The organism is Methylobacterium sp. 275MFSha3.1 (assembly GCF_900108435.1).
Taxonomy (GTDB): domain Bacteria; phylum Pseudomonadota; class Alphaproteobacteria; order Rhizobiales; family Beijerinckiaceae; genus Methylobacterium.
Window position 1 is genome coordinate 122,384 of sequence record NZ_FNWP01000009.1, and the last position, 19,598, is coordinate 141,981.

19 protein-coding genes are annotated in these 19,598 nt (G+C 73.4%); 10 read left to right on the plus strand and 9 right to left on the minus strand.

The features are described 5' to 3' along the window. Positions 1 to 30: 30 nt before the first annotated feature. Positions 31 to 1,047, minus strand: coding sequence for an NAD-dependent epimerase (locus tag BLW78_RS12700; RefSeq protein ID WP_091679978.1), 1,017 nt, complete (start codon positions 1,045 to 1,047; stop codon positions 31 to 33). 160 nt (positions 1,048 to 1,207) lie between these two features. Here BLW78_RS12700 and BLW78_RS12705 point away from each other — a divergent pair, with 160 nt between their 5' ends. The 7 genes from BLW78_RS12705 to xseA all read left to right on the plus strand — a co-directional run bounded on the left by BLW78_RS12705 (position 1,208) and on the right by xseA (position 7,268). Continuing rightward, positions 1,208 to 1,438: a hypothetical protein gene (locus BLW78_RS12705; RefSeq protein ID WP_020093433.1), complete on the plus strand. Its 231-nt coding sequence runs from the start codon at positions 1,208 to 1,210 to the stop codon at positions 1,436 to 1,438. Between the two features lie 147 nt (positions 1,439 to 1,585). Further along, positions 1,586 to 1,849 carry a hypothetical protein gene (locus tag BLW78_RS12710; protein ID WP_056522641.1) on the plus strand — a complete coding sequence of 88 codons (264 nt, stop codon included), beginning with the start codon at positions 1,586 to 1,588 and terminating at the stop codon, positions 1,847 to 1,849. 104 nt (positions 1,850 to 1,953) lie between these two features. Beyond that, positions 1,954 to 2,211: a DUF6894 family protein gene (locus BLW78_RS12715; RefSeq protein WP_020093435.1), complete on the plus strand. Its 258-nt coding sequence runs from the start codon at positions 1,954 to 1,956 to the stop codon at positions 2,209 to 2,211. A gap of 67 nt (positions 2,212 to 2,278) precedes the next feature. Further along, a complete protein-coding gene (locus BLW78_RS12720) occupies positions 2,279 to 2,485 on the plus strand; it encodes a ribosome modulation factor (protein WP_020093436.1) in 207 nt (68 codons plus the stop codon). Continuing rightward, entirely contained in the window at positions 2,485 to 3,801 is a 1,317-nt protein-coding gene (locus BLW78_RS12725; protein WP_020093437.1) for an MFS transporter, read from the plus strand. The genes BLW78_RS12720 and BLW78_RS12725 overlap by 1 nt, the downstream gene beginning before the upstream one ends. A 182-nt stretch (positions 3,802 to 3,983) precedes the next feature. Beyond that, positions 3,984 to 5,456, plus strand: a complete 1,473-nt coding sequence (locus tag BLW78_RS12730; RefSeq protein WP_020093438.1) for an MDR family MFS transporter — start codon at positions 3,984 to 3,986, stop codon at positions 5,454 to 5,456. A 111-nt stretch (positions 5,457 to 5,567) separates the two neighbouring features. Further along, positions 5,568 to 7,268 carry an exodeoxyribonuclease VII large subunit gene (gene xseA, locus BLW78_RS12735; protein WP_091679980.1) on the plus strand — a complete coding sequence of 567 codons (1,701 nt, stop codon included), beginning with the start codon at positions 5,568 to 5,570 and terminating at the stop codon, positions 7,266 to 7,268. 52 nt (positions 7,269 to 7,320) lie between these two features. On the opposite strand, the gene BLW78_RS12740 is transcribed toward xseA, so the two are convergent. Next, on the minus strand, positions 7,321 to 8,073 hold the full coding sequence (locus BLW78_RS12740) for a GNAT family N-acetyltransferase (RefSeq protein ID WP_091680181.1): 753 nt from the start codon (positions 8,071 to 8,073) through the stop codon (positions 7,321 to 7,323). A gap of 125 nt (positions 8,074 to 8,198) precedes the next feature. Here BLW78_RS12740 and BLW78_RS12745 point away from each other — a divergent pair, with 125 nt between their 5' ends. Further along, complete coding sequence (locus BLW78_RS12745; protein ID WP_091679983.1) at positions 8,199 to 9,626, plus strand: alpha/beta hydrolase; 1,428 nt, start codon at positions 8,199 to 8,201, stop codon at positions 9,624 to 9,626. Further along, positions 9,623 to 11,170, plus strand: coding sequence for a GMC family oxidoreductase (locus BLW78_RS12750; protein ID WP_091679985.1), 1,548 nt, complete (start codon positions 9,623 to 9,625; stop codon positions 11,168 to 11,170). The genes BLW78_RS12745 and BLW78_RS12750 overlap by 4 nt, the downstream gene beginning before the upstream one ends. Positions 11,171 to 11,176: 6 nt before the next feature. Here the strand turns inward: BLW78_RS12750 and BLW78_RS12755 are convergent, their stop codons facing one another. Both BLW78_RS12755 and BLW78_RS12760 read right to left on the minus strand, forming a co-directional pair. Then, positions 11,177 to 11,893: a GNAT family N-acetyltransferase gene (locus BLW78_RS12755; protein WP_091679988.1), complete on the minus strand. Its 717-nt coding sequence runs from the start codon at positions 11,891 to 11,893 to the stop codon at positions 11,177 to 11,179. Then, the gene (locus tag BLW78_RS12760) at positions 11,890 to 12,516 is read right to left on the minus strand and encodes an FMN-binding negative transcriptional regulator (RefSeq protein ID WP_091679991.1); all 627 of its coding nucleotides are present in this window, start codon (positions 12,514 to 12,516) and stop codon (positions 11,890 to 11,892) included. Before BLW78_RS12760 ends, BLW78_RS12755 begins: the two co-directional genes overlap by 4 nt. A 98-nt stretch (positions 12,517 to 12,614) precedes the next feature. On the opposite strand from BLW78_RS12760, the gene BLW78_RS12765 reads away from it, so the two are divergent. Then, complete coding sequence (locus BLW78_RS12765; protein ID WP_091679994.1) at positions 12,615 to 14,120, plus strand: MocR-like pyridoxine biosynthesis transcription factor PdxR; 1,506 nt, start codon at positions 12,615 to 12,617, stop codon at positions 14,118 to 14,120. Here the strand turns inward: BLW78_RS12765 and BLW78_RS12770 are convergent. From BLW78_RS12770 to BLW78_RS12790, 5 genes are all read right to left on the minus strand, one after another. Then, positions 14,092 to 15,366, minus strand: a complete 1,275-nt coding sequence (locus BLW78_RS12770; RefSeq protein ID WP_091679996.1) for a hypothetical protein — start codon at positions 15,364 to 15,366, stop codon at positions 14,092 to 14,094. The genes BLW78_RS12765 and BLW78_RS12770 overlap by 29 nt on opposite strands. Positions 15,367 to 15,454: 88 nt before the next feature. Continuing rightward, complete coding sequence (locus BLW78_RS12775) at positions 15,455 to 16,480, minus strand: ABC transporter ATP-binding protein (RefSeq protein WP_091679999.1); 1,026 nt, start codon at positions 16,478 to 16,480, stop codon at positions 15,455 to 15,457. A gap of 8 nt (positions 16,481 to 16,488) precedes the next feature. Next, a complete protein-coding gene (locus tag BLW78_RS12780) occupies positions 16,489 to 17,544 on the minus strand; it encodes an ABC transporter ATP-binding protein (RefSeq protein WP_091680001.1) in 1,056 nt (351 codons plus the stop codon). Further along, entirely contained in the window at positions 17,541 to 18,476 is a 936-nt protein-coding gene (locus tag BLW78_RS12785; RefSeq protein WP_091680005.1) for an ABC transporter permease, read from the minus strand. Before BLW78_RS12785 ends, BLW78_RS12780 begins: the two co-directional genes overlap by 4 nt. 14 nt (positions 18,477 to 18,490) lie before the next feature. After that, a complete protein-coding gene (locus tag BLW78_RS12790; RefSeq protein ID WP_056522601.1) occupies positions 18,491 to 19,444 on the minus strand; it encodes an ABC transporter permease in 954 nt (317 codons plus the stop codon). Positions 19,445 to 19,598 lie beyond the last annotated feature (154 nt).

Sequence of the window (19,598 nt, forward strand, 5' to 3'; positions counted from 1 at the left end):
CTCCGTGCGACGGCGCGCGGCGCCGTTCCCTCAGATCCCGTGATAGGTCCGATACCAGTCGACGAAGCGCCCGATCCCCGTCTTCAGCGGCGTGGCGGGCCGGAAGCCGGCGTCCCGCACGAGGTCGTCGATGTCGGCGTAGGTCGCCGGGACGTCCCCGGGCTGCATCGGCAGGAGGATCTTCTCCGCCTTGCGGCCCAGGGCGTCCTCGAGGAGGGCGATCATCTCCAGGAGCGCCACCGGCTCGTTGTTGCCGATGTTGTAGATCCTGTAGGGGGCGGAGCTGGTCCCGGGATCCGGCGCCGCGCCGCTCCACGCGGGGTCGGGCGCGGCCGGCCGGTCGGCCAGGGCCCGGATCCCCGCGACGATGTCGTCGATGTAGGTGAAGTCCCGGAGCATCCGCCCTTCGTTGAACACGCGGATCGGTTCGCCCGCCAGGATCGCGCGGGTGAACAGGTACAGCGCCATGTCGGGCCGGCCCCAGGGGCCGTAGACGGTGAAGAAGCGCAGGCCCGTCGTCGGCAGGCCGTAGAGATGGCTGTAGCTGTGCGCCATCAGCTCGTTCGCCTTCTTGGTCGCGGCGTAGAGGCTGAGCGGATGGTCGACGTTCTGGTGCACCGAGAACGGCATCGCGGTGACGCCGCCGTAGACGGAGCTGGAGGACGCGTAGAGGAGGTGTCCCACGCCGCCGTGGCGGCAGGCCTCGAGGATGTTCAGGAAGCCGACGAGGTTGCTCGCCGCGTAGGCGTGCGGATCGGTGAGCGAGTAGCGCACGCCGGCCTGGGCCGCGAGGTGGATCACCGTGCGGAACGCGTGGCGGTGGAACAGCGCGTCGAGGCCGCCGCGGTCGGCGAGGTCGAGGCGCGCGAAGCTGTAGCCCGGGAAATCCGCGAGGCGTTGCAGCCGGGCTTCCTTGAGGCGCACGTCGTAATAGGCGTTGACGCTGTCCAGCCCGACGACCTGCCGACCCTCTTCGAGGAGGCGCAGGGCGAGCTGGTTCCCGATGAAGCCGGCCACGCCGGTGATCAGAACAGGTGGCAGGGACATGCGCGCGGACCGACGGGCTGACTGGCCGCCCGGGGTCGAGCTGTAGCATGGGGTATGGGCGCGACAAATCGGTGTCCGACATGAGCCTGCCGACATGAGCCTGCCGACGCTCCGAGCGGCCTGTCGCGCGGGCGCGTGACGCGCTAGGCTCGCGGCTGCCGTGCAGCCCGATCCGAGACCGCTCCCCGACAGCCTGACCCGCCTGCTCACCGTGCCGGAGCAGCGCCCGGTCCGGGCGCGTCCCGAGCCTTCGCGGAGGGAGCGGGCTTCGGAGCCGCGCTCCGCACACGCGGCGCTGGAAGCGGCGATCCTCCGCGGCTTCGTGTTCGGTCTCTCGGGGCTCGTCTGGCTCGTCGTGCTGGCGCTGTCGGTCCGGCATATCGCGCACTGATCGTGCCCCGAGCCCCCGCAGTCCCGGCGTGACGCTGTGGATATCGGTGGTGCGCCTGTTCGCCCGCGTCCTCAATCAGTACGCGAACAGCCAAGTTCGCTATTGAGGCGGCCAGACCGGGGGCGGCTCGACGGCGAGGATGGGACGATGTCTCTGACAGGGCGTTTCTGGTTCCGGAAGACCTGGACAGGGCGGCTGGTGCTCCTGGTCGAGGAGGAGCGCCCCCGCTGGTTCGGCCGCGGCTCTGGCAAGCCGCGCTGGCGCAACGCCAAGCTCCTCGATTTCGCCGAGCCCGAGCTGCGGCCGCTCATGGCGATGGAGAAGCAGCACCGCGCGGGCGGTTCCAGCGGCCAGGTGCGGGCGCTGCGCCCGGTCCCGTCCGCGCCGGCCGCGCGCGCCGCGCACGGCTGAGGGCCGAGACAGGGGGGCGCGCCGCATCTGGTCCGACGCGCGGCCATCACCACCTGTCGTGGGTCGCTCCGCCCGGGGCGGCACCCCTGCAATCGGTGAAGACCATGCCGCGCTACTTCTTCCACACGCAGATCGGCGAGGACGTCATCTCCGACCCGACCGGGATCGAGCTTCGGGATCCGGACGCGGCCTGGGAGGCGGCGCGGGAGACGATCCGCGCCGCCCTGCGCCAGCCGCAGGATCAGGCCCGGCTGATGACGGCGTGCCTCGTGGTCACGGACGACGACGGCGAGGTCGTGCTGGAATTCCCGTTCAGCGAGGCCGTGGCGCTGCCCGCCGACGCGGACCCGACGCGTCACTGAGATCGGCGACGCGCGCGCTCCGCGCCCTACATCGCGCCGCAGCCCACCGGAACGGAGCTGCGCCCGTATGGATACGCCACCGAACGACCTCGATGCCCGCGCCCTCGGCCGGGCCGCGCCCGCCAAAGGGCTCGCCCGGGAAGCCTGCCCCTACGCGGAGGGGACGGAGGCGCGCGCGCTCTGGCTGGCCGGTTACGACGCGGCCCTGGCGGAGGGCGAGACGCCCGTGACCGGCGGTCTCGCCAAGCACCCGGTCGACGGATCGGCCCGCTGATGGACGCCCGGACCGCACCGCATCCCGGCGCGCATCATTCGACTCTCGACCGCAAGTCGGTCGGGGCCGTCGTCCTGGGCAACGCCCTCGAATTCTACGACTTCACCGTCTACGCCTTCTTCGCCAAGCCGATCGGCGAGGCCTTCTTCCCAGCGAACGACCCGACCCACAGCCTGCTGGCATCGCTCGCCCTGTTCGGCATCGGCTACGTCATGCGGCCCATCGGCGGTGTGCTGATCGGCGCCTTCGCGGACCGGGCCGGCCGCAAGCCCGCGATGCTGATCACCATCGCGCTGATGGCCGTCGGCATGCTCATGCTGGCCGCCTGCCCCTCCTACGCGACGATCGGCGGCTGGGCGCAGGTCATCGTCATCGCCGGACGCCTCGTGCAGGGCCTCGCCCTCGGCGGCGAGGTCGGTCCCTCGACGGCCTTCCTGCTGGAGGCCGCGCCCCCGGACCGGCGCGGCTTCGTGACGAGCTGGCAGATCGCCAGCCAGGGCTGCGCGGCCCTGTTCGCCGGGATCATCGCGACCGCCCTGGCGCTCGCGGTCGGCGACCAAGCGATGGCGCAGTGGGGCTGGCGGCTGATGTTCGCCCTCGGCCTGTGCGTCGTACCGGTCGGCCTCATCATCCGCAGCCACCTGCCCGAGACCGCCGGCGCCGAGGAGGATCCGCACGCGGCGGCCTCGACGATGGCGGTGGTCGGCCGGCTCCTGCGCGAGCACGGCCGCCTGCTGGGCCTGACCTTCCTGGTCATCGCGGCCTCGACCGTGTCGAACGCGGTCGGCACCAACATGCCGGTCTTCGCGGGCGCGACCCTCGGCCTGAGCGAGACCGCCGCGACGGCGGTGCCGATCGCCCTCGGGCTCGCCTCGGTGATCTTCCCGCTGCTCGGCGGCTGGCTGGCCGACCGGTACGGGCGGCGACCGGTGATGATCTGGCCGCGGGCGCTGATCCTGATCCTGGCGGTCCCGGCCTTCGCCTGGGTGGTGCGGGCGCCGAGCGCTGCCAGCGTCTACGCGGTCACCTTCCTGCTCTCGGCGCTGTCGTCCATCAACGCGGCGGCCGTGATCGTCGGCATTCCCGAGGCCCTGCCGCGGGCGGTGCGCAGCGCCGGGTTGTCGATCGTCTACGCGGTCTCCGTCTCGGTGTTCGGCGGCAGCACGAACTACGTGGTGAACTGGCTGATCGCCGCGACCGGCGACCGGCTCGCGCCGGCCTACTACCTCGCCGCATTCAGCCTCGTCGGGACGATCGCCGCGTTCCTGCTGCCCGAGACCCGCGGGAGGGACCTCGACGCCGACGCGGAGGCCTGAGTCGGTCGCGCTGGGGCGTTCCGCATTATGTATGCACGTGCTGCATCGGGGCGTGTCGTCCATGCGCCCATCGCGGGGCCGACGCCGAGCGGATGTGCGCCCGCGCACGGATCTCGCCGCGAAGAGGTCGGTTGCCCGGGTCAACGCTAGGTGTGCAGGCGCGGCGGGCCTAGATCGGCCCGATGCCCAAGTCCCTCGAGACGCGCCGCCCGCTGGTCCTCGCCGCGGTGATGGCGTCGATGTTCATGATCGCCATCGAGGCGACGATCGTCTCGACGGCGATGCCGCAGATCGCCGGTCATCTCGGCGACCTTCACCTCTACGCCTGGGTGTTCGCGTCCTTCCTGCTGACGCAGACGGCCACCACGGTGGTGTTCGGCAAGCTCTCGGACCTCTACGGACGCCGGCCGGTCCTGCTGTTCGGCATCGCGGTGTTCCTGGCGGGCTCCCTCCTGTGCGGGCTCGCGTGGTCGATGCCCTCGCTGATCCTGTTCCGCCTCATCCAGGGCGTCGGCGCAGGGGCGATCCAGCCGGTGAGCCTGACCGTCATCGGCGACCTTTACGCGGTGCGGGAACGCGGCAAGGTCCAGGGCTACCTCGCGAGTGTCTGGGGGATCTCGTCGGTGGCCGGCCCGCTGGTCGGCGGCCTGATCATCGGCCACCTGAGCTGGCCCTGGATCTTCTGGATCAACCTGCCGATCGGCGTGATCGCGGCCGGCCTGTTCCTGTGCTTCCTCCACGAGGGCGTCGAGCGCCGCCCGCGCCAGATCGACGCGATTGGTGCGGCCCTGTTCACCGCCGCCATCGCGGCGCTGATGATCGCGCTGACCGAGGCGGGCGAGTCGGCCGAAGCGGCCCTGTGGCCGGCGGTGGCCTTCGTGGTGGCCGCGACCCTGTTCGTCGTCCAGGAGCGGCGCGCGCCAGACCCGATGCTCGACATCCGCCTGTGGTTGCAGCGCCCCATCGCGACCGCCAACACCGCGACGCTGCTCTCCGGCATGACGGTGATCGGGCTCACGGCATTCCTGCCGATGTACGTGCAGGGCGTCATGCGGCAGTCGCCCCTGATCGCCGGACTGACCCTGACCCTGATGGTGCTCGGCTGGCCGATCGGCGCCACGACGGCGGCGCGCAGCTTCGTGCGGTTCGGCCTGCGCCCGATCCTGCTGGTCGGCGCGACGCTCCTGCCCCTCGGCGCGGTCGCCTTCGTGGCTCTCGGGCCCGACACCTCCCCGGCGGTGGCGGCCTGCGGCTCGGTCGTGATGGGGCTCGGCATGGGCTTCCTGTCCACGGCCGCCATCGTGATCATCCAGGACAGCGTCGCCTGGGCGCAGCGCGGGGCGGCGACGGCCTCCAACATCTTCTCGCGCAACCTCGGCTCGACCCTCGGCGCGACCGTCCTCGGGGCGGTGCTGAATTACCGGCTCGCGAACCCGTCGAGCGGCCCGGCGGTGAACTCCGATCAGCTGCGGCGCCTGCTCGACGATCCGGCAAGCCTTGGGGCCGGCGGCGAGGCGATCCGGGCCGGCCTGGAGCACGCCCTGCACGGCACGTTCTGGACGGTGTTCGCCGTGGCGGGGCTGACCCTGCTCCTGTCGCTGCTGGTCCCGCCGGTGGCGATCTCCGACCGGCCGCGCGAGCTCGCCGTCGAGTGAAGGGAGCGGCATTCGCCGAGGGAGAGGCGCCGCAGGCGCGGCGCCGGCCGAGCGATCCCGTCTCCACAGCGGGCCTTTGACTGTCCCGCCGGAGGCCCCTAGCGTCGGCTCATGCCCCTCGTGCCGCCCCCGCGCCCCGCAGCCCAGCAAGCGGCGGACATCCCGCCGACCAGCGTGCTCAACGCCAACCAGCCGGAATGGTCGGTCGGCGAGCTCGCGGGCGCCCTGAAGCGCACCCTCGAGGACGCCTTCGGGCACGTCCGGCTGCGCGGGGAGATCTCGGGGTATCGCGGCCAGCACGGCTCGGGCCACGCCTATTTCTCCCTGAAGGACGGGCAGGCGCGGATCGATGCGGTGGTCTGGAAGGGCGTGTTCGGACGCCTGCGCCAGCGGCCGCAGGAGGGGTTGGAGGTCGTCGCCACCGGCCGCATCACGACCTTCGCGGGCAAGTCCTCGTACCAGATCGTCATCGAGAGCCTGGAGCCCGCGGGGCTCGGCGCCTGGATGGCGCTCCTGGAGGAGCGCAAGAAGCAGCTCGCGGCCGAGGGCCTCTTCGCGCCGGACCACAAGCGGCCGATCCCCTACCTGCCGCGGGTCGTCGGCGTCGTCACCTCGCCGACCGGCGCGGTGATCCGCGACATCCTCCACCGGCTGGAGGACCGCTTTCCCCGTCCGGTCCTCGTCTGGCCGGTGCGGGTCCAGGGCGACGGCGCGGCCGAGGAGGTCGCGGCCGCGATCCGCGGCTTCAACGCCCTCCCGGCCGGGGGACCGATCCCGCGCCCGGACGTGCTCATCGTGGCCCGCGGCGGCGGCTCGATCGAGGATCTCTGGGCCTTCAACGAGGAATGCGTCGTCCGCGCCGCCTTCGCGAGCGCGATCCCGCTGATCTCGGCGGTGGGGCACGAGACCGACACCACGCTGATCGACTACGTCTCGGATCGCCGCGCGCCGACCCCGACGGGCGCCGCCGAGATGGCGGTGCCGGTCCGCGCCGACCTGATCGCCACGGTGGCGGACCTGTCGGCCCGCGGCCGGGGGGCGGTCGGGCGCAGGATCGACCGCGACCGGTCGGACCTGCGCGCCCTCGGACGCGCCCTTCCGAGCGCCGACGCCCTGCTGGCGGCCAAGCGCCAGCGGCTCGACCTCGCCGAGGCGCGCCTCGCCCCGGCGCTGGCGGCGGGCGCGAGCCGCCACCGCGCGCGGCTCCAGCTTCTCCTCGATCGGATGGCCCGCCGCTCGCCCGACGTGGCCCTCGCCAACGCCCGCGCCCGGCTGGCGCGGATCGACCACCGGCCGCTCCACGCCCTGCGCAACGACGTCCAGCGCAAGGGCGAGGCCCTGGTCCAGCTCGGGCGCCGCCTCGTCGTCGCGCGCGAGGCCAGCCTGGAACGGGCCCGGGCGCTGCAGGCGCGCCGCACCGACCGGCTCCTCGCCCTGTCGGAGCGCCTCACCCAGGCGGGCGCGCGCGGGATCGAGCGTCGTCGCGACCGGCTCGACGGTCTGGCGGGCCTGCTCGGCTCACTCAGCTACCGCGCGGTGCTCGACCGGGGCTACGTGCTGGTGCGCGACGCCGCGGGGCTGCCCGTCCGCCGCGCCGCGGAGGCGGCGGCCGCCCAGCGCCTCAGCCTGCAATTCGCCGACGGGACCGTGACGGCCGTGCCCGACGGGACTGCCGATCCGTCCCTGTCGGCCGCTCCATCCCCGTCCGCGAAGCCCGCTCGGCGCGGCGGCGCGGCCGCGCCGGCGACGGCCGGCAAGCGGACCGGCGCGAGCCCCGCCCCCACGCGGCAGGGCTCGCTGTTCGACGCCTGAAACGGTCGCCGCGGCCGGATGTAAGGGCCGGCCCGCGACCCCCCCCCGCGTCTCAGCCGGGCTCCGGTCCGACCCGGTAGTGATAGCGGTACAGTTCGCGCTCGAATCCGAGGGCGCTGTAGAGCGCCCGCGCCGGCGTGTTCGCGGCCACGACCTGCAGGCAGGCGGCCCGGGCGCCCTCCCCGCGGCCCCAGCGCAGCAGCGCGCCGACCGCGCGCCGGGCATGGCCGCGGCCGCGCAGGGGTTCGGGCGTCGCCACCGCCTCGATGACCATCAGCTCCCGGTCGAGCACCCCGAAGGCGATGGCGCCGATGCCCCACTCGGCCGCTGCCGCCGCGAAGGCCCGCGGCAAGGCCAGGGCGGCGACGGTGTCGCGGAACACCCGCGCGGCCGCTCCATCCGCCCGATTCACCGCGTCGCGCAGGGCCAGCCAGTCCGGCCCGGGCGCCGCGGCGACCGCCACGGCCGGATCGGGCGCAATCGGCAGGTCGTCGAGACCGCGGATCAGCGTGCAGGTTTCGTCGACCACATCGTAATCGCCGCCGGCGAGGAGCGGCTCCATCTGCGGGGCGATGGCCGGCACGCGGAAGATCGGGCGCTGCCCCAGGCGGCCGTAGATCGCGCGCGCCGCCGCGATGGCCGGTCCGGGCGCGCCGCTCCCGCGCATGGGGTTCACGGAATTCTGCCGCTTCGAGCGGCCGCCGGCGGCGCGCAGCAGGTAGCCGTCGACCAAGAGCTCGCGCGGGCTCGGCCAGGCGTTGAGGCAGGCCTCCTCCACGCGCCAGGCCTGTTCGAGATCCGCCATCGCCGCCACCTCCGATGCTCCTGATCGCACGCGGCCACGACTCGGCCAATGAGTCCGAGACAAGACTTCGGCCATGCGGCGTCGCGTACGCTTGAAGCATTCCGGCGCCGCGCGATGTCTCGCCGATGTCCGAGCCCGAAGTCCTGTTCTGCCTGCACTTTCTGGGCGGAAGTGCCCGAAGCTGGGAGCGTCTCGCGCGCGCCCTCGACGGGACGCCGTTGACTTGCGTGCCCGTAGACTTGCCGGGCTTCGGCGATGCCGCCGGCACGCCGGGCTACTCCGTCGCCGCCATGGCCGATCACGTGGCCGAGGCCATCCGCGCGCGGGCTCCGGCGCGCTACGCGATTGCCGGCCACAGCATGGGGGCCAAGGTGGCGCTGGCGCTCGCGCGCCGGGCCGAGGATGGCGAGGCGGGGCTGGCGGGGCTCACCGACCTCGTCCTGGTCTCCGGTTCGCCGCCGAGCCCGGAGCCGATCCCGGAGGATCGGCGCGCCGACATGCTCGCTTGGATCGACGCGGATCCCGAGACCCGGCGCCGCGAGGCCGAGGCCTTCGTGCGCGCCAACGTGGGCGACGGCCTGGATCCCGAGAGCGAGGCGCGGGCGGTGGCCGACGTCCTGCGGGCCGAGCCGGCCGCCTGGAAAGCCTGGCTCGAGGAGGGCGCCAACGAGGATTGGTGCCGCCGGATCGGCGTCCTGCGCACCCCGGCGCTGGTCCTCGCGGGGTCCGAGGATGCCGACCTCGGGCCTGACGCGCAGCGGGCCCTCACGGCGCCCCACCTCGCGCACCATCGTCTCGTCACCGTGGACGGCGTCGGCCACCTCCTGCCGCTGGAGCGGCCCGAGGCCCTGGCCGACCACCTGCGCGCCCATCTCGGTGACCGGCCCCGGCCGCCCGTCGAGGCCGGCCCGGCGGTACCGCCGGACTACGCGGCGCTGATCGCCTCCGAGCGCGTGAACAGCCGCCTCCGTGAGGCGCTCGCGGAGCGCGCCGCGCCGGGCGATCCCGCATATCGGCCGGCGGCCCTCGACCCGGTGGAACTCGCGATCCTGCGGGCCGCCCTCGCCCGCGTCGTGCCGGTGCCGCACCTCGATCTGGTCGCCCGCCTCGATCGGCGGCTTTCCTCCGGCGACGGGGACGGCTGGCGCTTCTCGGCCCTGCCGCCGGACGCGGAGGCCTACCGCGCCGCCCTTCGGACGCTCGACGCTGCCGCCCGCATCGCCCGCAACCGCCCGTTCGTGACCCTCGACGCGGCCGAGCAGGACGGGCTGCTCACCCTGTGCGCGCGCGCCGCGCTGCAGGTTCCGGAGAGCCTCGGCGGCCGCCTCGACGCCGACCGGATGCGGTTCTGGTTCGAGGATCTCCGCGCCGACGCGGTCCGCCTCTGGCTCGGCCATCCGGCGGCCCTGGCGCGGATCGGCTTCTCGGGAATCGGTGCCGGCGGCGACCGGCCGGGCGAGATCGCGGACGGCCTGCCGGGCTTCCACGCCGTCGGACTCGACGCGCCGGAACCCTGGGAGCCGCGGGCGCTGCGGACGGAGGCGGGACGATGAACCTCGCGGGGATGCGGACCTACCGCGCGGACGAGGCCGTCGACGCGGTCGTGGTGGGGACCGGCGCCGGCGGCGCGCCGCTCCTGGCGCGCCTCGCCGCGGCGGGGCTGAAGGTCGTGGCCCTGGAGGCCGGACCGAACTTCACCCCGGAGCGCTTCGCCTTCGACGAGACGCTGGCCGACGAGATCTACTGGACCGAGGAGCGGCTGAGCGGCGGCTCGACCCCGGAGGCCTTCGGGGCGAACAACAGCGGGACCGGCGTCGGCGGCTCGACGCTGCACTGGGGCGCCTTCGTGCCGAGGGCCGACGCCCGCGACCTCCGACTGCACACGGAGAGCGGCGAAGGGGTCGACTGGCCACTCTCCTACGAGGACCTGCTCCCGTTCTACGAGCGGGTCGAGCGCTTCCTCGGCGTCTCCGGTGCGCAGAGCTATCCGTGGGATGCCGGCCGCCGTTATCCCCTGCCCCCGGTCCCGCGGAACGGGCCGGCGCAGATCATGGCGCGGGCCTGCGAGGCCCGCGGCATCCGGTGGGCGGACGCGCCCGCCGCCGTGGTCTCGCGGGACTTCCAGTCCGAGGACGGGCCCCGCCGCAACGCCTGCATCAATTGCGGCTTCTGCCACCAGGGCTGCCGCACGGGCGCCAAGGCCAGCATGGACGTGACCTACCTGCCCTACGCGGTCGCCCACGGCGCCGAGATCCGGGCCGAGGCCTTCGTCCATGGCCTGGAGCGGGGGGCCGACGGCCGGATCACCGGCGTGGTCTACCGGCAGGACGGCGCGGAGCGGCGGCAGCGCTGCGGCGCCGTCTTCCTCTGCGCCGGGGCGGTCGAGACGCCGCGCCTGCTGCTCCATCTGGGCCTGGCCAATTCCAGCGGCCAGATCGGGCGCAACTACATGGGGCACGTGGCGACCCAGGTCTGGGGCACCTTCGACCACGAGGTGCGCATGAACCGGGGCTATCCGTCCTCGCTGATCACCGAGGACTTCATCCGCGCCGGTGCCGACTTCGCCGGCGGCTACCTGATCCAGAGCCTCGGCGTGGTGCCGTTGACCTTCGGCAACGCGGCGGCGCGGGGGCGCGGCCTGTGGGGGCAGCCGCTGCTCGACTACCTCGACCGCTACAACCACTTCGCCGGCATCGGCATCAACGGCGAGACGCTGCCCTGCGACGCCAACGTGCTGACCCTTGCCGACGAGACCGACGCGCACGGGATGCGCAAGGCCCATATCAGCTTCGGCTACAGCACCAACGAGAACCGCCTCAACGCGCACGCCACGAAGGTCATGCGCGGTCTCTGGGAGGAGGCGGGGGCCGACGACGTCTGGGTGCTGGAGCGCGTCGCCCACACGCTCGGGACCTGCCGGATGGGCCGCGACGGGACGAGCGCCGTGGTCGACCCGCACGGCCGCAGCTTCGACATCGACAACCTGTGGATCTGCGACGGCTCGACCTTCCCGAGCTCGCTCGCGGCGAACCCGGCCCTGACCATCATGGCGCTGAGCCTGCGCAGCGCGGAGGCGTTCCTGGCCGGCAGCCCCTGAGCCGGCTCAGCCCGCGGCTGCGCGCAGGTCCGCGAGCTCACGCCGCTGGCGACCCGACCCGTCGAAGTTCGACGGGTCGAGCCACGCCGCGAAGCCGGCGCGGACCCGCGGCCACTCGGTATCGGTGATGGAGAACCACGCCGTGTCGCGGGAGCGGCCCTTCACCACCACGGCGTTGCGGAAGATGCCCTCGAAGGTGAAGCCGAGCCGCAGCGCCGCTGCCCGGGACGGGGCGTTGAGGCTGTCGCATTTCCACTCGTAGCGCCGGTAGCCGAGCTCGTCGAAGGCCCGAGCCATCATCAGCGCCATGGTCTCCGTGGCGGCGGGCGCCCGCTGCAGCCGGGGGCCGAAGTGGAGGTGGCCGACCTCGATCACGCCGTTGCCGGGATCGATCCGGAGATACGAGGCGATCCCGAGGGCGTCGCGGCTCTCGGGATCCAGGATCGCGTGGAACAGCGGGTCCTCGCTCGTCTGCTGCTGCGCGAGGCGCGCACGGTAGGCCTCCGCGCTCTCCGGCATCTCGTCGCCGAGATAGGTCCAACCGCGCGTGTCGGGGGCGGCCCTGTAGGTGGCGTAGAGTGCGTCCGCGTGCGCCGCGGCGTCGAGCGGCACGAGCCGGCAGAAGCGGCCCTCCAGGGGCGTGCGCGGCGGCCGCGGGCGCGGGCTCCAGTCCGGTAGCGCCGGGCCGACGGGCTGGCCGAAGCCGTTGAGGCGCGCGCTCACAGCCCGCTCCGCTCGGCGACCAGCCCGGCGAGACCCGCCTCGCCCTCGGCGCGCAGCCCCGCGATGACCCCGTGCCGGTCGGCCTCGGGCCTGTTCTGGCTCATCTTCCACTTCCCCTCGACCCGCGTGATCGGAATCTCGATGCCGATGATGCCCCGAACCTGCGCGGCGACGAACGGCGCCGGCGCGTCCGCGACCGCCCACGGCTCGGCCCGGGACGCCTCGCGCAGGGCGGTGAGGTCGGCGATCTGGCGCCCGAGCCAGTTCGTATCCTCGATCATCCGCGGCCGGCCCCAGGCATGGACGGTGGCGTAGTTCCAGGTCGGAACCACCCGGCCGTGCTCGCGCTTGCTCGCGTACCAGCTCGGCGTGACGTAGCCCTGCGGCCCCTGGAACACGACCAGGCACTCCTCTGCCGCGGCGAGATCCTGACCCTGCGGGTTGGCGCGGGCGAGATGCGCCCGCAGCACCCCGTGGGGACCGTCGTCGTCCAGGAGGAACGGGATCGGGTTGGCGGTCAGGCCACCCGCGCCGGCGGTCACCAGCAGGCCGAGGGGGTTGGCGCGGATCAGCGCGTGCTGCGCGGCGCGTGAATCGTCCCGGAAATGGGGCGGCTGGTACATGGGCCTGTCCTGCGGCGATCTTGCGGATCCGGGCTTGACCGTTCGGCGGTCCAGGCAAAAGGTCCAATTCTCGCACCGCGACTGGACCAGTTTGCCGCATGGCCTGGGCTCGCCTGCCCCTGACGCTCACCCTCGACACCGCGGCCGCGGCGCCGCTGCACGCGCAGCTCCGGGAGGGCCTGCGCGCGGCGATCCTCGAGCGCCGGCTGCCGCGCGGGGCCCGGCTCCCGGCCTCGCGGGTCCTGGCCGCCGACCTCGGCTGCGCGCGCGGGACTGTCGTCCTGGCGCTGGAGCAGCTGACCGCCGAGGGCTACCTGACGGCGCGGCCCGGCTCCGCGACCCGCGTCGCCGCGACCCTGCCGGATGACGCGCTGCCCGCGCCCGGCCCCCTCCGCCGCCCGGGTGACGAGCCGGCCCCGACCCTGTCCCGTCGGGGCACCCGCCTCGTGTCCGCTTCGAGCCGGCGCTACATGGCGGGTCCGGGCGTGCCCGACGCCTTCGCGCTGGGCCGGCCGGCGCAGGACGCTTTCCCCTTCGAGGTCTGGGGTCGCCTGCTCCAGGCCGAGTGGCGCCACGGCCCGACCGAGCGGCCGGACCCGCGCGGCTCGCCGGCCCTGCGCGGCGCCATCGCCGCCTACCTGGCGCAGGCGCGCGGCGTCGCCTGCGAGGCCGACGACGTCATCGTCACCGCGGGTATCCGACAGAGCCTGCGCCTGCTCGCCGAGCTGCTCCTCGATCCCGGCGAGACCGCCCTGGTGGAGGAGCCCGGCTTCCCGGGCATCGCGCAGGCCCTCGCCGGCGCCGGCCTGAACCCCATCCCCGTCCCGGTCGGACCCGGGGGCCTGTCGGTGGCCCTGGCCGCCGCGGGGGCGCCCGGCGCGCGGCTCGCGGTGGTGACGCCGGCCCACCATTACCCCCTCGGGCACGCCATGAGCCTGGAGAACCGCCTCGACCTGCTGGCCTGGGCCGAGGCGGTCTCGGGCTGGATCGTGGAGGACGATTACGACGGCGCCTACCGCTACGCCGGGCGCCCGCTCGCGCCGCTGCGCGCCCTCGATCGCGGCGGCCGGGTGATCTACGTCGGCAGCTTCTCGAAGCTGCTGCTGCCGGCCCTCGGTTTGAGCTACCTCGTCCTGCCCCGCGGCCTCGTCGCGCCGGTCAATCAGGCGCTGGCCGAGACCGGTCCCGCCCCGCCCGGGATCGGCCAGTGGGCGCTCGCGCGCTTCATCGAGGACGGCCACCTCGCCGGCCATCTGCGCCGGACGCGCCGCCTCTACGCCCTGCGCCAGGAGGCGCTGATCGAGGCCGCGCGCCGCCACGCCGGGGACGTCGCGGCGATCGCCGCGATGGAGGGTGGGATGCACGTCATCGCACGGCCGGGGCCGGCCTGGCGCCCGGCCCTCGCCGACGTGGCCGCCGCGGCGGCGCTCGGCCGCGCGGGGATCTCGGCGGTCGCGCTCTCGGCCTACCATGCCGGACCGGCGGAGCCGGGCCTGCTCCTCGGCTACGCCGCCGTGCCCGAGCGGGCGATCGAGCCGGCGGTGCGGCGCATGGCGGAGGCCCTGCGGGCGGCGGTCAGTGGAGGATCGCGCCCGTCTCCATGAACCGGTTCAGCCGCTCGACCAGCGGCGCGACCATCACCCGCTCGTACTGCGGCAGCAATCCGCGCCGCGCGTGGGCCACGTTGGCCTCGGCCTGCTCCCGGGCGAGGCGATGCCAGCGCGCCCGGTCGTCCCGGCACGCGGCCCAGGCGCGCTCGATCGACCGGAACACGAGCGGCAGCCGCTCGGCCGGGTCGGACACGAGGTCGTAGTGGTGGTCGATCAGGCCGCCGAAGGTCTCGAAGCCCAGCTCGGACAGCCGCGCGACGGCGCGCGGCGCGCCCACCGTCACGAAGGGCAGGCCCGTCGCCGCCGCCTTGATCGACTTCTCGGTGATCCGCTCGACGCCCGGCTCGAAGAAATCGGTCTCCGAGATGACGGTCAGGTCGCACTCCGCGTAGGCCTGGGTGTCGAGGGTCATGACCATGTCGGTGCCCTGATCGGCATCGATCCGCCGCGCCCGCCGCGGGATCCAGCTGCCGACATCGGCGAGCAGCGGCCCGAAGGCCGCCTCGATCTCCGGCGGGGCGTGGAAGACGTCGATGCCGCCCGCCTTCGGGTTGTCCTCGCCGATGCCGTGGAAGGAGATCAGCCCGTCGCGGTCCAGCCCGCTGAGCTGGAACCAGCGGTAGAGCAGCACCCGGTGCCAGCGCAGGGCCGCGTTCTGGCAGAGGAACCGGGCCGGGCCGGCGGCGCGGGCGAAGGGCGCGTAGCCGGTGCGGTCGAGGGGGTGCTGGGGGAAGAGCCGCGGACCCTCGGCGTCGTCCAGCCAGAGGGCGACCTGGAGCGGGAAGAACTCGAAGGTCCAGAACCGCAGGCCCTCGCCGTAGAGGCGCTCGTAGTCGAGCCGCAGCAGCCGGTTCTGCGTGACCAGGATCACCCGCTCGCGCGGGATCCCGCGGTCTTCGAGGTTCCGGTGCAGCGCTTCGAAGGTCGGCGCGTGCAGGCCCGGCCCCTCGTTCGAGAGGTCGAGGAGCAGCGCGGCGCGCCCGGCGCGGAGGTTCTCGGCGTCCCCCGGTTCGAGGAGGCCGAGGCGCCCGTTCGCCTCCGGGAAGCCCAGGCGCACGAAATCGAGGACCGGCAGGCAGAGGACGTGGTTCGCCGGGCCGGGTTGGGCGGTGACGGTGACCCGCTTGCCCAGCCAGCCGAGGGCCGCCGGCAGGAAGTGCCCGGCCTCGCCCCGGGGGACGAGCAGGATCTCGGACGGGACTGGCCCGGATAGGACTGGCCCGGATTGGACTTGGCTCATCGTGACGCCCGCGCGGCCGGTTCGGACGCGGTCCGCCGCCGCGGGACCGCGCCGAGCCGGATAAAGCCTCGGCGCGGGGGCGTCGAGGTCAGGCCGGGACCGGCTCGGCGGCGCGCACCGGGGTCGGGCCGGCCCGGTAGGCCGCCGAGGCCTCCTCGGTCCGCCAGCAGGCGACGCGGTGGCCGGGGGCGATCTCGACGACCGGCGGCATCTCCCGGCGGCAGCTTTCCTCGGCCAGGAAGCAGCGCGGCGCGAACGGGCAGCCCGGCGGGCGGTTGGCGAGGTCGGGCGGGCTGCCCGGGATGGTCTGGAGCCGGGAGCCCTTGGCGAGCGCCCCCTCGGCCCGGCTGCGCAGCAGGCCGATCGTGTAGGGATGGTGCGGGTTCAGCACCACCTGATGCGCGGTGCCGGTTTCCACGATCTTGCCCGCGTACATCACGGCGATCCGGTCGGCGACCTCGACCGCCGCGCCGAGATCGTGGGTGACGATGACGATCGACAGGCCGAGGTCGCGCTGCAGCTCGCGGAGCAGCAGCAGCACCTGGATCTGCACCGTGGCGTCGAGCGCCGTGGTCGGCTCGTCGGCGAGCAGGACCTGCGGCCGGCAGGCCAGCGCCAGCGCGATCATGGCCCGCTGGCGCATGCCGCCCGACATCTCGTGCGGGTAGTTGTCGAGCCGACGCTCCGGGCTCGGGATCCGCACCCGCTCGAACAGGGCGAGCGCCCGCTTCCGTGCCGCGTCCTTGGAGATCGTCTCGTGGCGCAGGATCGCCTCGGTGATCTGCCGGCCGACCGTGTAGACCGGGTCGAAGGCGAGCAGCGGCTCCTGGAAGATCATCGAGACGTCGCCGCCGCGGAAATCGGCGAGCTGGCGCCGGGTCAGCGCCTGCACGTCCTTGCCGGCGGCCCGGATGCCGCCCTCGATCCGGCTGCGCCCCTCCGGGAACAGCCGCAGGATCGCCCGCAGGGTGACGCTCTTGCCGGAGCCGGATTCGCCGATGAGCGCCAGCGCCTGACCGCGCTCCAGGCTCAGGTCGACGCCGTCGACGACCTGCACCTTGCCGAAGGCGACGCGCAGGTTCTCGAGGGCGACCGCGGGTTCTGAACCGGACATCGGGGTGCTCATGCTGCCAGCGCGCCCGCGGGCGCCGCGGAGTGGCCGGAACCCGGCTGGCGGGCGAGGCAGGCGACGCGGTGCAGCGGCCGGATCGTGTCGAGGGGCGGCTCCGTCCGGCCGCAGACCTCCTCCGCCAGGGCGCAGCGCGGGTGGAAGCGGCAGCCCGGGGGCGGGTCGATCGGGTTCGGCGGGTCGCCCGCGAGCAGCGCCGCCTGGGTGCGGTTGTCGGGATCGAGCGACGGCATCGAGGCGAGCAGCGCCTCGGTGTAGGGGTGCGCCGGCGCGTCGAGCACCGTGTCGGACGGTCCGATCTCGGAGACCCGGCCGAGATACATCACCATCACCCGGTCGGAGATGAAGCGCACGACGTTCAGGTCGTGGCTGATGAAGATGTAGGTCAGGCCGAATTCGGCCTTCAGGTCGAGGAGCAGGTTCAGGACCTGCGCCTCCACCGACTTGTCCAGCGCCGAGACCGCCTCGTCGAGGAGCACCAGCCGCGGCTCCAGGGCGAGCGAGCGGGCGATGTTCACCCGCTGGCGCTGGCCGCCGGAGATCTCGTGCGGGTAGCGGCCGGCGAAGCGCTTCGGCTCCAGCCCGACCCGGGCGAGCAGCCCGCGGGCGCGCTCCACCGCCTCGCGGGCGGGCACGCCGTTGACCTTCGGGCCGAAGGCGATCGACTGCTCGACGGTCATGCGCGGGTTGAGGGACGCGTAGCTGTCCTGGAACACCATCTGGGCCTGGCGCCGGTAGGACCGCCACGGCATGGCGCGCTCGCCGACCGGCTGGCCGTCGTACAGCATCGTGCCGGAATCGCGCTCGATCAGGCCCATGAGCAGCTTGGCGGTCGTCGACTTCCCGCAGCCGGACTCGCCGACGATGCCGAGCGTCTCGCCCTTCAGGACGTCGAAGTCGACGCCGTCGACGGCGCGCACGACCTGCTTCTTGCCCCCGGCCTTGCGGACCGGGAAGTGCTTGACGAGGCCCGAGACCGACAGGAGCGGCTGGGCGGGTCCGCCGCGGTCGCGGGCGAACGGGTCGGGGGCGTCCGGGATGACGCTCACTGGCGAATCTCCATGGCGGACCGGAGGCCGTCCGAGAACAGGTTGAAGGCGATCGAGACGACGAAGATGCAGACGCCCGGGAGGGCGGCCACGACCGGGTTGACGTAGATCGCCGTGCGCAGGGTGTTGAGCATCAGGCCCCATTCGGGCTCGGGCGGGCGCACGCCGAGGCCGAGGAACGAGAGGCCGGAGGCCAGGATCATCGAGACCGAGATCAGGCTGGTCGCGTAGACGAAGATCGGCCCGACGACGTTGCCGAGCACCTGCACGCGCATGATCGTGAGCGCCGAGGCGCCCGACAGCTTGGCGGCGTCGATGTAGTCGCGCTTGCGGATGCCCGTGGTGACGCTCTCGGCGACGCGGGCGATCTGGGGCACGAACACGCAGGTCAGCGACACGATCGAGTTGAAGATGCCGGCGCCGAGCGCCCCGGACAGCGCGATCGCCAGCAGCACCGACGGGAAGGCGAAGAACACGTCGATGGTGCGCATCAGGATCGTGTTGGTCCAGCCGCCGACGTAGCCGGCGAGGATCCCGATCGCGGAGCCGATCACGAAGGCGATCAGCACCGGCGTGACGCCGATGAACAGCGACAGCCGCGAGCCCAGCATCAGCCGGCTGATCATGTCGCGGCCGAGCTCGTCGGATCCGAGCCAGTAGGTGGCGTCGCCGACGTGCCTGAGGCGGCGCAGCATGGAGCCCTTGTAGGGGTCCATCGGGGTGATCCAGGGCGAGAGGATCGCGATCAGCACGACGATCAGGATCACGGCGCCCGCGCCCATGGCGACGGGGTCGCGCACGAGCCGGTGGCCGACATGGCCCCAGAAGCCCCGCGACGGGGCGAAGGCGGCCTCGGGCCCGTGGGTCACGTCCTCGGCGGCGAGGACGCCGCCGTCGAGGGCCACGGAGGCCGCGGTGACGGGAACGGTCATCGTAGGGCTCCGGCTCAAGCGCGCTCGATGCGCGGGTCGAGGGCGGTCTGCATCACGTCCACCAGCAGGTTGAGGAGCACGAAGAACATCGCCAGCACGAGGATCGAGCCCTGGAGCAGGGGCAGGTCGCGCTGGAAGATCGCGGCGTTGAGAAGGAAGCCGGTGCCCGGCCACGCGAACACGGTCTCGACCAGGATCGAGCCGCCGAGCAGGTAGCCGAGCTGCAGGCCCATGATGGCGAGCGCGGTCGGGGCGGCGTTGCGCACGACGTGGCGGAACACGCCGCGCTCGTCCATGCCCTTGGCGCGCAGGGCCTCGACGAAGTCCTGGGACAGGATGTCGGCCACCAGCGCCCGGACCGTGCGGGCGATGATGCCCATCGGGATCACCGACATCGTGATGGCCGGCAGGATCAGGTAGCGCAGGTGCTCGAAGTCGGGCCGCCAGTTGCCGGAGCCGTCGGGCCCGGCCCCGGTGGGCGGCAGCCAGCCGAGATTGGCCGAGAACACGATCACCAGGACCATGCCGAGCCAGTAGTGCGGCACGCTCACGCCGAAGACCGACACGGCCGAGGCGGCCCGGTCGGCCAGGGAGTTGCGGTGATAGCCCGCCACGAAGCCGAACAGGGTGCCGAAGGTGAAGCCGATCACGGTCGCCACCGAGGCCAGGATCAGCGAGTTCACCACGGCGCGGCTGACCTCGCCGAGCACCGGCCGGCCGGTGGCGATTGAGGTTCCGAGATCGCCGTGCAGCACGTGCCAGAGCCAGATCAGGTACTGGACCGGCAGCGGCTTATCGAAGCCGTAGGCGGCCCGCATCTCGTCGATGGTGGCCTGGGTGGCGTCGGCGGGCAGGACCGCGCTCAGGGGATCGCCCGGCGCGAGGTGGACGAGGAGGAAGCAGACGACGCTGACCCCGAACGCCACGGGCGTCACGTAGACCAGACGTTTGAGGATGTAGAGCAGCATTCAAGGGCCTGTTGTCTACTCAGCCGAGACTATTCCCCTCCCCCTTGTGGGGAGGGGTCAGGGGTGGGGGTAGTTCAGGAGGCACCGCAACGCCCTAGCCTGCACCACCCCCACCTCCGGCTCCTCCCCACAAGGGGGAGGAGAGAGGCGCCCC